General features: G+C 46.1%; 13 protein-coding genes. 8 read left to right on the top strand and 5 right to left on the bottom strand.

Annotated features, from left to right (window positions below):
• Window positions 1–4: 4 nt before the first annotated feature.
• From J4N44_RS18845 to J4N44_RS18825, 5 genes are read right to left on the bottom strand one after another with little or no spacing between them, the layout of a single operon-like run.
• Window positions 5–1,024, bottom strand: coding sequence for a flagellar motor switch protein FliG (locus tag J4N44_RS18845; RefSeq protein ID WP_005448694.1), 1,020 nt, complete (start codon window positions 1,022–1,024; stop codon window positions 5–7).
• A complete protein-coding gene (gene fliF / locus J4N44_RS18840; protein WP_252045586.1) occupies window positions 987–2,738 on the bottom strand; it encodes a flagellar basal-body MS-ring/collar protein FliF in 1,752 nt (583 codons plus the stop codon). Before fliF ends, J4N44_RS18845 begins: the two co-directional genes overlap by 38 nt.
• 3 nt (window positions 2,739–2,741) lie before the next feature.
• On the bottom strand, window positions 2,742–3,098 hold the full coding sequence (gene fliE, locus J4N44_RS18835; RefSeq protein ID WP_005448690.1) for a flagellar hook-basal body complex protein FliE: 357 nt from the start codon (window positions 3,096–3,098) through the stop codon (window positions 2,742–2,744).
• Between the two features lie 15 nt (window positions 3,099–3,113).
• Window positions 3,114–4,445: a sigma-54-dependent transcriptional regulator gene (locus J4N44_RS18830; RefSeq protein ID WP_252045788.1), complete on the bottom strand. Its 1,332-nt coding sequence runs from the start codon at window positions 4,443–4,445 to the stop codon at window positions 3,114–3,116.
• Window positions 4,445–5,329, bottom strand: coding sequence for a MotY family protein (locus J4N44_RS18825; RefSeq protein ID WP_252045787.1), 885 nt, complete (start codon window positions 5,327–5,329; stop codon window positions 4,445–4,447). Before J4N44_RS18825 ends, J4N44_RS18830 begins: the two co-directional genes overlap by 1 nt.
• Here J4N44_RS18825 and J4N44_RS18820 point away from each other — a divergent pair.
• The 8 genes from J4N44_RS18820 to flhA all read left to right on the top strand — a co-directional run bounded on the left by J4N44_RS18820 (window position 5,286) and on the right by flhA (window position 12,119).
• A complete protein-coding gene (locus tag J4N44_RS18820) occupies window positions 5,286–5,456 on the top strand; it encodes a hypothetical protein (protein WP_252045805.1) in 171 nt (56 codons plus the stop codon). The two genes, J4N44_RS18825 and J4N44_RS18820, sit on opposite strands and share 44 nt — an antisense overlap.
• Window positions 5,457–5,845: 389 nt before the next feature.
• Window positions 5,846–6,664, top strand: a complete 819-nt coding sequence (locus tag J4N44_RS18815; protein ID WP_029790762.1) for a FliM/FliN family flagellar motor switch protein — start codon at window positions 5,846–5,848, stop codon at window positions 6,662–6,664.
• Window positions 6,661–7,029 (top strand): flagellar motor switch protein FliN, encoded by a 369-nt coding sequence (fliN, locus tag J4N44_RS18810; protein WP_005448686.1) that lies wholly within the window; start codon window positions 6,661–6,663, stop codon window positions 7,027–7,029. The genes J4N44_RS18815 and fliN overlap by 4 nt, the downstream gene beginning before the upstream one ends.
• 18 nt (window positions 7,030–7,047) lie before the next feature.
• Window positions 7,048–7,815, top strand: coding sequence for a flagellar type III secretion system pore protein FliP (fliP, locus tag J4N44_RS18805; protein ID WP_005448685.1), 768 nt, complete (start codon window positions 7,048–7,050; stop codon window positions 7,813–7,815).
• Window positions 7,816–7,827: 12 nt separating this feature from the next.
• A complete protein-coding gene (gene fliQ / locus J4N44_RS18800) occupies window positions 7,828–8,097 on the top strand; it encodes a flagellar biosynthesis protein FliQ (RefSeq protein WP_005448684.1) in 270 nt (89 codons plus the stop codon).
• Window positions 8,097–8,873 carry a flagellar biosynthetic protein FliR gene (fliR, locus tag J4N44_RS18795; RefSeq protein ID WP_252045585.1) on the top strand — a complete coding sequence of 259 codons (777 nt, stop codon included), beginning with the start codon at window positions 8,097–8,099 and terminating at the stop codon, window positions 8,871–8,873. Before fliQ ends, fliR begins: the two co-directional genes overlap by 1 nt.
• Window positions 8,870–9,997 carry a flagellar biosynthesis protein FlhB gene (flhB, locus tag J4N44_RS18790; RefSeq protein ID WP_239911193.1) on the top strand — a complete coding sequence of 376 codons (1,128 nt, stop codon included), beginning with the start codon at window positions 8,870–8,872 and terminating at the stop codon, window positions 9,995–9,997. Before fliR ends, flhB begins: the two co-directional genes overlap by 4 nt.
• A gap of 31 nt (window positions 9,998–10,028) precedes the next feature.
• Entirely contained in the window at window positions 10,029–12,119 is a 2,091-nt protein-coding gene (gene flhA, locus J4N44_RS18785; protein WP_029790759.1) for a flagellar biosynthesis protein FlhA, read from the top strand.
• The last annotated feature ends 8 nt before the right edge of the window (window positions 12,120–12,127 follow it).

The raw sequence follows: 12,127 nt of genomic DNA, 5'->3' as shown, positions 1-12,127 counted from the left end.
TGCGTTACTCCACCGTTGGCTCTTCGTAAAGTAGCAGTTGAATTTCGCCCGACTCATCGAGCTCACGAACTAGCTGCATAATGTCCTGACGTGCACGCTGCACTCGGCTCAATACCACAGCCCCGCGCAGTTCCATATCGTCTTCTAACGCTTTAACCATACGTTGAGGCATAGAACGTTTGATTGCTTGCTGCATAGTAATCTCGGAGCCTTTCAATGCCACAGCCCACAATTCCAATGGGATCTGTTGAACCAGTGCATCCATGGTTTCTTCGCGCTGACGGCCCAGCACCATGAAGTCGAACATGTTCTCTTCGATTTCATTCACAACATCCTCGTCGTGCAGTTTGAGCATTTCCATCAAGGACGCGCGATCACCTTCAAATCGGTTAATGATGTCTGCCGCTTGCTTCACACCAGACAAAGGCGTGGTTTGACTAGCAGAAACCTTGTCAATACAACGTTCTACAAGCTCGTGCAAATCGTTCGCAACTTGGTGATCGATATCTTGCAACTGAGCAATGCGGAACAAGATCTCATCATGGTAATCCTGCGGCAGGTGCTTCAATACGGCTGAAGAACTGTCCGCCGGTAGATAAGCTAAGAAAATAGCCTGCATCTGTGGGTGCTCGTTGACGATAAATCGTGCCAACGTTTCCGCCTCTACCCACTGTAAACGCTGCATGTTATTGCGAATTTCATCGCCATACAGGTTGTTGAGCAACCCCTTTGCCAAATCGTTACCTAACGCTTTACGTAGCGTATTGGACAAGTATTCTTTCGACGCGCCACGAATGCCGCTGTGCTCTCGGAAATCTTCAAAAAAGTTTTGGATGACACCACGAGCAGAATCACTTTTGATGCCATTCAACTTCGCCATTGCGCGAGTCACACGCTGGGTTTCATCACGAGTAAAGTTTTGCAGCACTTTCGCAGCCGCGTCCTCTCCCATCCCCAGTAGCACAAGGGCGGTTTGTTCTACATAACTAAGCGTCTGTTTTGACGTCAACGGCGCTGTGTTCATTGATGTTTACCCATTGTTTCAGAATTTCGGCTACACGCTCTGGCTCTTCGTTGGCAATAAGCTGTAGGTGTTTCAATTGAATCTCAAGTGGAGAGCCTGCTGGCGGTAACATGTCACTGTTAACATCCAATCCAGACGAAACGGCAATCCCTTTCTCTGATAGTTTGCGATTGAGCACTTCTTCACGCTCACGCTCTTCACGAGTTTGTAGGTTGTCGTAATCCGGTTCGATTTGCGGCTCAGCAAACTCCAGCTCAGGAACAGGTTTGTCTGCACCTGTGAGATGCATGATAAGCGGACGAAGAACAAAGAAGATCATCGCCAAACCCAACATTCCACCAATCACGTAACGCAAAGGCTGCTGTACCGTCGGGTCTTGCCACCAAGGCATTGCCGGCGGCGCGTCAATCTCGATTGGAGTGAAGTTGAAGCTCATAAGGCTCAAGCTATCACCACGAGCGTTTGAGATACCAACTGCGTCCATGATCATGGTCGAAATTTGCGTTTTATCGGCTTCGCTCCAAGCCACACCATCCGGCGCCGCTTGTGAGTTCAGCAAGACCGAAACACTTAATTTGTCTATCTGACCTTGTTGGTATTGAGTACGACGAACACTGCTACCCACTGCGTATTGACGGTTGATCTCCGAACGCGCGTTTGAGTTCTGGCTGTCATTCGTTGGCGTTTCACCGGTGACTGGCGGTTGGTTGCTCAATGAACCAGGGATACCAAGAGCGATTTGGTCAATTGAGTTATTTTGAATCGTATGCTCATTACGGACCACTGGAGCGTTGTCTAGGATTTCTTGCGTTTCTTCAACTTGGCTGAAATCCATATCTGCCGCGACTTGAACACGGAAGTTACTTGGTCCCACGATTGGGGTCAGCATGTCAGCGGCACGTTGAATGATCTGTTTCTCAACGTTTTTTTGATATTCAAGGTATTTGGCGTTCACTTTGCCAGCTTCAGCAGAAGCAACGTCTGCACTCAGTAGGCGACCGTATTGGTCAACGACAGAGACAAACTCCGGCTTCATTGCCGTCACACTGCCAACCACCAAGTTAATGATCGCTTCAACTTGCTCAGGCTTAAGGTCTTCACCCGGTTTAAGCTCTAGCATGACCGAAGCCGACGGGTTTTCCGTATTTTGACGCACAAACAGGGTTTGACGAGGAATAGCAAGGTGCACACGTGCGTTTGCAACCGAGTTTAGAGACATGATAGTACGTACTAACTCACCTTCTAAACCATGACGGTAGCGTGCAGTTTCCATGAACTGACTGGTACCAAGAGAACTGTCTTCTTTTAATGAATCAAGACCCGTTGGCAGCTTCGCTTTTACCCCCTTTGAAGCCAAAAGCATACGGATACGTGCAACCTCACCTTCAGGAACCAGCACTTGTCCATTTTGCTCTTGCATACGGTAGCTGATGCCTTCCGTTTCTAATACCGACACAATCTCACCAATATCAAAGCGTTCTTGCTGGCTATATAGAGGACGGAAGCTCTGAGAAGAACTCCAAAGCGCGACCACAATGAGCGCGGCAACAATAGCAGCCAAAACAGCAGACAACACCAGGTTGCGTTGGCTGCTTGACCACAATTGCTTGATTTTGTTTGTAACGTCATCCATTCCATTGCTTGAAGAGAATGACTGAGTGGTGCCAGTATGCATTGCAGAAGTACCGGCGACTTGAGTGGATAGTTCTGACATGTATTACACCGGCATCTTCATAATATCTTCAAATGACATCACGACTTTGTTGCGCACTTGCATCAAAGCATTGAATGAGAGACTCGCCTTTTGGCTTGCAATCATTGCCCCGACCAAATCATCACTTGCCCCAGTTTCTACAGCCGTCATTTTCTGGCTTGCGACTGACTGATGTTGATTGACCGTATCGAGCACGTTCGTCATCGCTTGTGAAAAAGAAATTGGAGTATTCAAGGTTTTCTGATCAAGTGGGTTTGCACTTACCACAAATTCCGGAGGTTGAGCTTGTGTTCGCATCACCTCCATTTTTGACAGCATTAGCTGCTCTGCTGAAACCGCATTGGTTGGTTGACTTGCCATCTTTGTTTTCCCCTTTTAGGCAGCCGAGCCAAGCGCCGACTGTAGATCAATACCGTGCTCGCGCATTGCCGCGAGCTTGTAACGTAACGCACGGGTAGAGACACCCAATGCGTTTGCGGTTTTGGTTCGGTTTCCACCAAACTGACGTAATTTATCTAGAACAAATTGAAACTCAGCTTGCTTCTTCGCTTCGACATGTCCAAAGCTTGAAACAGGCTCAACAGACTGGGCTGGTGTTAACAATTCAATCGGCAACATCAAGTCATGGGCGGTAATGTAATCACCGTGACGCATGACTAAAGCGCGTTGAATAACGTTTTCGAGTTCACGAATATTGCCTGGCCAGTGATATTGGCTCAGTGCTGAAATCGCATCTTGGGACAGATGACAACGACTGCCATCTTGGTATTTTTCGATGAAAAATTGGCTGATCGGTAAGATGTCTTCTTTGCGCTCACGCAGCGGCGGCCAATGCAATGGCAGCACATCCAAACGATAGTAAAGGTCTTCACGGAACGTGGCTTTTTGCACTTCTTCACGCAAGTCTTTGTTGGTCGCCGCGATCACTCGGATATCCAGTTGAATTGCTTTGTGACTGCCAACTCTTTCCACCTCACGCTCTTGAAGTACGCGTAGTAGTTTCGCTTGCACTGCTGGCGACATCTCACCGATTTCATCCAACAAAATGGTGCCACCATTGGCTTCTTCGAATTTGCCGCTTTGTGAGTTTGTTGCTCCGGTAAACGCGCCTTTTACATGACCAAACAACACCGCTTCCAACATAGATTCTGGAATAGCCGCGCAGTTGACCGCAACAAAAGGTCCATCCGCTCTTGGAGATTGCTCATGCACATAGCGAGCAAGCACTTCTTTACCCGTACCCGATTCACCAGTAATAAGGACGCTTGCATTAGTGCACGCTGCGCGATGAGCTAATTGAAGCACCTGTTTGCTACGCCATGATTCCGCCACGATGTTTGCCAATGGCTTACCTAAAGCTTCTACGCGCTTAAGTAAATTCAGTAATTGGTTGGTTTCGAACGGACGAAGTAGGTAGTCTGTCGCGCCTGACTTCATTGTTTCCGCAGCTAAGATGCCCTGTTCTTGATCGACAATAGCGATCACGACACCAGCATTGCGCTGCTTCTGATGACATGCCACAAACTCACGCACACACATATCAGGCAAGTTAGAACTCACCAGAGTGATACAAGCACGCTCTTGCAAAAGTGCGCTACGACCAGTGCGGCTGTGTTTTGTCGAATATCCTGCATTCTCAAGTACACCCAACACTGGTTGAGCAAGGTTATCATTTGGCTCAACCAACAAAATATCTGTTTTCGTCATCATTGAACCTTTACCTTCTCTTGTTGGGGTTGTTTTACTTCTGGGCGATTTTTCGCAATCACACGTTCATTGTCTCGAACAAGTCTTAGTGTGACTCGGCGATTTTTAGCTTGTCCGGCTGACGTGTTATTGCTGGCGATAGGGTAGCGAGCGCCATGAGCACGAACTTCAATCATGCTGCGCTCAGCACCTAGCGCAACAAGGGCATCTGCGACTTGCTGGGCTCGTTGACGTGATACGCTTAAGTTTGCAAGCTGAGAGCCTACATTATCGGTATAACCATCGATCAAAATCTTAGTGACGCGCTCATCGACAGACACATAACTGTATAAGGCGACCAATGTGTCTGATTGCTTAAGACTTAATTTATCTTGACCAAAATTAAATAGCAGATTGATGTCTCGTGCTTGGGAAAACGAAAGCTTAGGCAAACGAGCACGGCATTGGTTGAAGGACTCCAATGCACTTTGCATTCGGATAGTTGGTAACGTTACAGCTCTAATAGCGGAAGGGTTACTTCCATCAAGTGACAATGTCATCCAACGACCAGAGGCAACTTGTTCGAGTAATGCATCTGCACCTTGGGTAAACTTGAACCGATTCGTTGCCACTTTATGGTTAAGCGTAGCTCCAACCTTCTTATAAAGCTCACCATCCCAAGGGGCATTCTCACTACTTAGCTCCGCGCTATTCCATTTATTGTTGTTATTTCGAACATCTGCAATAAACGAAATTTGGCTATTTGGTTCCGCTAGGAAATAAAACTTCCCCTGCGGAATATTTGAATGCATCAAGTTGCACTCAAACTTATTTCCTTTATATGCCCAATTAGAAAGATCCATGGGTATGGTGATCTTTTCTCCAGCAACTGAAGAATTAGACAAGGTTAATAGTGTAATAGAAAATAAGCTTGAAAATATTATTAAGCCATTTCTGCCTAGGTATATCTTACAAAGCCCTGACATAGAATGGTTAATTAAATATGCCATCAAATTAGGAAATTTGGCATAGGTAATCATATTAAGACCCTATTCTGAAATATTAAAATTGGTCAACAAACGCCCACGAAAGCAGGGTTCATTCTTACTTAAACTTAATTTGACCAACAAAAAATGGTTTGTATTGCATGAGGTTAGATGATTTTATTATCTTTCAACCCTAAATAGTTGAATTAACACCATCTTAGCTTCCGCTTGTTATATTTTTTATTAACTATTTTATAAGCCACAACCTAACTCTTTTTAAATTTCATTAAAAGTGCATATAGTTACCTACAAATCAACATGTGAACTAAAGTCACAATAATCAAAGTTGACACTAAAGGATCATTAAATTTTATGTATAGACTGGCCGCCATTAAGTTGAAGCAGTTTAGATTGTTAACGCACGGTAAAATATAGATGGAAAACAAAGTTAACGAGCCTATTTCCGACATCAATTTGTTAGATGTAGAATTATTAGGCAAACCTATTCATATCATTCGTGAAAAGCTCGAAATTTTGATTTCAGAATCCTGTTCTAGCCTCACAAATGAATTGCAAAATTGGCTCAGCTCAAACAAAGTCGAAGCGAGCTTAATTTCAGTCGAGCTGCATCGGTTCTCGCCAACTTTGTTGGATAAGGACCAAACGTCCACTTACCAACATCAAGATGAGGGCATGGTGTATGTTCATGGTGATTCGCAAACTCTGATTAAGTTAGCAGACCGTTTTTACGGCGCGACGACTGAGCGCAGTTCAACCTCATTAACCGCTAGTGATTTACGATTGCAAGAACGGATTAGCCGAATCATCACCAATTGGCTCGCTCCTCAAGAAATGTGGCAACTTTGTGAGTATGAAACGCCACGTGGAATTGGCTTACACGCCGAACTTTCCATCGCGTTTGAAGACTATCAGGGCACCATTCACCTCAAGCTAGACAGTGCGATGATTCAAACTCTGATTGAGCAGCTGGAAATGCACAGCGATGCCGATCTGTATCAGCCGTTTTGTCGTTCTTTAGAATCCACCCCCGTTCGTCTCAACGTCGTGCTAAGCAAAAAAACCATGGCGCTCAGTGACGTGGTGGGGCTACAGCCTAACGATATTTTGCCAATAGAGCTTCTAAATACCGTGCCTATCAGCATTGGTCCCCAAACCCTTTTCACTGGTCGTGTTGCCGAGCAAGACGGTCAGCTTGTTTTGATTTTTAACCCAGATAAGGAATCGCAGCGATGAGCGAAGCGCAAGAGAACACAGCATTCGACGCCGATGAATTAAATTTTGATGATTTTCAGTTGGAAGATTTTGAAACTGAGCCAACTTTTAAAGCTGAACCTGTTGCCGAGCGCGATTTGAGTTTCTTCAAGAGCATTCCAGTGACCGTAACACTTGAAGTCGCGAGCAAAGAGATACCGTTAGGTGACTTGATGAAAGCTGGTGAAGGTACCGTCATTGAGCTTGATAAACTCAACGGTGAGCCTCTAGACGTTAAAGTTAATGGGTCGCTAATGGGACAAGCAGAAGTCGTCGTTGTTAACGATAAATATGGACTTCGCCTTATTGATGTACACGACTCCGCACTTAGCGGTGTAGGTCGATAAGTTCGGATGGATTGCGCAATGAATGTTCTGAGTGTTTGTCAGCGTCGACGATCTTTGCTGACGATGGTGGTGTTCGGTTTATTACTGTTTGCACTGCCAACCATGGCGGCGGACAACGGCTTAACAATCCTATCGGTCTCCGACGGCGACACACAACAAGAGTACAGTGTGAAGCTTCAGATTCTGTTGCTCATGACAGCACTCAGCTTCTTGCCAGCGTTTATCCTCATGGCAACCAGCTTTACGCGTATTATCGTCGTATTGGCAATTTTGCGTCAGGCTTTAGGTTTGCAACAAAGCCCACCAAACCGAGTGTTGGTGGGTATTGCTTTGACGCTGACGATTCTGATTATGCGTCCCGTTTGGACTGACATTTACGACAATGCGTTTAAGCCCTATGACAACGGTGAAATTACTTTGGTTCAGGCGTTTTCTGTGGCTGAAAAGCCAGTCAGAAGCTTTATGTTAGCGCAGACGCACCAAAGCTCATTAGAGCAGATGTTACGTATTGCAAATGAGCCAATAGATCAAAATGTTGAAGACATTTCTTTCGCTGTTGTACTGCCAGCATTTGTGATCAGTGAACTCAAAACGGCTTTCCAAATTGGCTTCATGTTGTTTATTCCATTTTTGATCATCGATCTGGTGGTCGCTAGTGTCTTAATGGCAATGGGTATGATGATGTTGTCACCTCTGATCATCTCCCTACCCTTTAAACTGGTCATTTTTGTTCTTGTTGATGGTTGGGCGATGACGGTTGGCACCTTATCTGCCAGCTTTGGGTGATGGGAGAACATCATGACACCAGAATTAACCGTCACTCTATTCTCTGACGCAGTATGGCTTATCATCTTGATGGTGGCAGTGCTTGTTGTACCTGGTTTGATTGTTGGTTTGTGTATTGCGGTATTTCAAGCCGCAACACAGATTAACGAACAGACACTGAGTTTCTTACCGCGTCTATTAGTCACACTCCTTATGGTGATTTTCGCAGGTCACTGGATGCTGCGAAAAATCATGGAGCTGTTCGATTACCTATTCCACAACATTCCGGGGATGATCGGCTAATGACGGTCTCGTTCGCGGAATTGTCCATGATTCTTGGTCAACTTTGGTGGCCATTTTTCCGTGTTGGCGCGGTGTTTATCTCCATGCCATTTTTCGGAGATGCACTTATTCCTGTTTGGGTGCGCAGCTTGCTCGCCCTTTCTATTGTGGTGATCACCGCTCCACTGATGCCACCCATGCCAGAAGTCGAACTCTTCTCTATGACGTCTCTGTTTCTTGCTTCCGAGCAAGCAATCTGGGGCGTGATGTTTGGGCTGATTCTGCATATGCTGTTCAATGTCTTTACCATGCTTGGTCAAGTCATCTCTCTGCAGATGGGTTTAGGTATGGCGATGATGAATGACCCAGTGAACGGACTTTCGGTCGCCATTCTTGGACGTATTTTTCTGATTTTTTCTACTTTGCTGTTCCTTGCACTTGAAGGACATTTGTTGGTTATCGACATTGTTATTCAGAGCTTTGTCGTTTGGCCGGTCGGCTCAGGTATTACCGCTCTATCTCTTCAAGGCATTATCAACATATTTGGGTGGATGTTTGCCTCTTCACTTGCTTTAGCGCTACCGGCTATCGTGTCCATGCTGCTTGCAAACATCAGCTTTGGTGTGATGAACCGAGCAGCCCCGTCACTTAACGTGTATGCACTCGGCTTCCCGATGACCATGTTATTAGGTCTATTTAGTGTTTTGATTTCAGTGTCCGGCGTCCCAAGCCGCTACACCGCATTGGTGCATGACACGATTCGTTTTCTGAACAACTTTATGTTGGGGGGCTCATGAGCGATCAGTCGTCACAAGACAAAACCGAGAAAGCTTCCCCCCAGAAGGTAAAAAAAGCCCGCCAGGAAGGGCAGATTCCTCGCGCAAAAGAGTTCACGACTGCTGTGATATTTTTAGCGGTGGCGCTGTTCTTTTATTCTCAACTGAATGGCATTTGGGAAAGCATCTCGGGCGTATTCCGCTACAACATGACCTTGACTAAAGCAGACTTAGAAAATCCAAAACAGTTGGTTGAGCACCTAGGTCAAAGTTTGGCTGTCATTATTGAGATGCTGTTACCGCTTTTCACGGTGATCATCATTGTGACCTGTGGCAGTAGCCTGGTGCTAGGTGGCTGGATGTTTCGACCAGCCAACGTGATGCCAAAGCTAAGCAAGCTCAACCCTATCTCAGGTATTAAGCGCATTTTCTCGACTCGCTCAGTCGTTGAGCTGTTGAAATCGACCTTCAAGGTTTTGGTTATCTTCGGCATCCTGTATGGCTACTTGGACAACCATTTGCAGCCGCTACTTGGTATGCAAAACTTGCCGTTGAGCCAAGGTTTTTCTCTGATCATGTCGATTTTGTTCGAAGGTCTACTGCTGATGGGGTTTGCTCTATTACTTTTTGGGGTAATTGACATTCCTTACCAACGTTGGGAACACCTCAAGGAACTACGAATGACCAAACAAGAGCTCAAAGAAGAGTTCAAAAACAACGAAGGTCGCCCTGAAGTCAAACAACGTATTCGACAAATTCAACAACAGTTTGCTCGTCGTAAAATCGACAAAACGGTGCCAACTGCAGACGTAGTGATCACTAACCCGACTCACTACGCCGTCGCATTGAAATATGAACCATCACTTTCTGATGCGCCATTTGTGGTCGCAAAAGGCGTCGATGAGACCGCAATGCACATTCAACGTATTGCCCGCGAGAACAAGGTCGAGATCATCAACTCGCCGCCTCTTACTCGTTCGATTTATCACACCACCGCAATTGAGCAAGCCATCCCAAGCCAGCTCTATATCGCTGTGGCTCACATTCTAACTTACGTTTTGCAATTGAAAGCCTTTCGTAAAGGGGAAGGAAAAGAACCAACACCTTTGCCTCACTTTTCAATTCCAAAGCATTTGCAACACTGATTAACCCGCGTTTACCCAAGGACACGAGAGTATGTTTAACCGGTTAAAACAACTTCAAACTTCCACCAAAGGCTATATGGGAATTCCAATTGTCTTGCTGATGGTTTTGGCAATGGTAATTTTGCCTCTACCACCATTACTGTTGGATGCGCTGTTTACCTTCAACATCGTTTTAGCGATTCTGGTATTGCTGGTCAGCACTACAGCAAAGCGACCACTCGACTTTTCAGTTTTTCCAACCATTTTGTTGGTCGCGACGTTATTACGCTTAACACTGAACGTAGCATCAACGCGTATCGTATTGCTTGAAGGTCACAACGGTGGAGATGCGGCAGGTAAAGTTATCCAAGCCTTCGGTGAAGTGGTTATCGGTGGTAACTATGTCGTTGGTATGGTGGTGTTCATCATCTTGATGATCATTAACTTCGTCGTGATCACCAAAGGTGGTGAGCGTATTTCTGAAGTATCCGCTCGCTTTACCTTGGATGCCTTACCAGGTAAACAAATGGCGATCGATGCCGACCTCAACGCTGGTTTGATCGACCAAGAGACTGCACGTCTGCGTCGTAAAGAAGTCGCGAACGAAGCCGATTTCCACGGCTCAATGGATGGTGCATCTAAGTTCGTTCGTGGTGATGCTGTCGCAGGTTTACTGATCCTATTCATCAACATCATTGGTGGTATCAGTATTGGTGTATTCGAGCACGGATTACCTGCTTCCGAAGCCTTCAAGACTTATGCCCTACTGACCATTGGTGACGGTCTCGTTGCACAAATCCCATCACTATTACTTGCTACTGCCGCTGCCATTATCGTTACTCGTATCAACGACAGCGACAATGGCATGTCAGAAACCATGCATAAGCAGTTACTGGCAACACCAGCAACTTTGTTCACCGTTGCTGGCATTATGGTGGTGATTGGTATCGTACCGGGCATGCCTCACTTGGCATTTTTCACCTTTGCTGCAGTATTGGCATTTGCTGGATGGCGACAAAGTAAAAAGCCCGTTCAAGACCCACAAATTGACCAAGTAGAAGCGCTTTCTCATGCAATGCAAGAAGAAGAGACCACGCTAACTTGGGATGATATTCCACACGTTCACACTTTGTCTCTTGCCCTAGGTTACCGCTTAGTGCATTTGGTCAACAGAGAACAAGGTGCACCTTTGGCACAGCGTATTCGTGGTGTGCGTCGCAACCTCTCTGAACAAGTGGGTTTCTTACTGCCTGAAGTCCGTATCCGCGACAACTTAAGCTTAAAGCCAAATCAATACACCATCGCTCTAAATGGTGAAGTGATTGAACAAGGCTTTATCGAACCAGAACGCTTAATGGCAATTGCTGTTGGTGAAACCTATGGCGAAGTCGATGGTATTCTAGGAAGCGATCCCGCTTACCAACTGCCAGCCGTTTGGATTGAGCATCAAGAGAAAGCCAAAGCACTGAATATGGGCTATCAAGTAGTTGATGATGGTACGGTAATCGCCACCCATATCAGCAAGATTATGAAGACCAATTTGGCAGAGTTGTTTACGCACGATGACGTCGAAGCCATGACTCAACGCCTCACAGCACAAGCGCCAAAACTGGCTGAAGCTTTAGCGGCGGCATTAACACCTGCCCAACAGCTTAAGGTGTATCGTCAGCTTCTGCTTGATCAAGTGCCACTAAAAGACATTCGCACCATCGCCAATACCATGTTGGAATCATCGGAAAACACCAAAGACCCAATTCTGCTTGCTGCAGACGTACGTTGCGCACTCAAACGCACCTTGGTGAACCTAGTTGCTGGTCAGAAAAACGAGTTGAACGTATACGCCTTGTCTGACGAGCTCGAACAGATGTTAATGACATCGTTGCAACAAGCGCAAGCAGCAGGCACGGTAATGCTAGACAGCTTCCCAATCGAGCCAAACATTCTTGGACAGTTCCAGCAGAACTTACCCTTGATTCGTCAACAGCTGAAGCAGCAAGGTCTGCCACCAATTTTACTGGTGATGCCTCAGCTGCGACCATTGTTGGCGCGCTACGCCCGCACCTTTACCCAAGGGTTGGCAGTCCTGTCTTACAATGAAATTCCAGAAAACAAACAAATTAACGTGGTAGGTAACCTTGGATAATCTCATCT

Origin of the sequence: Vibrio sp. SCSIO 43155 (assembly GCF_023716605.1) — a bacterium.
GTDB classification, from domain to species: Bacteria; Pseudomonadota; Gammaproteobacteria; order Enterobacterales; family Vibrionaceae; genus Vibrio; species Vibrio harveyi.
Note: the sequence above shows the minus strand (reverse complement) of the source record. Positions and strands in the feature narration are given on the sequence as shown.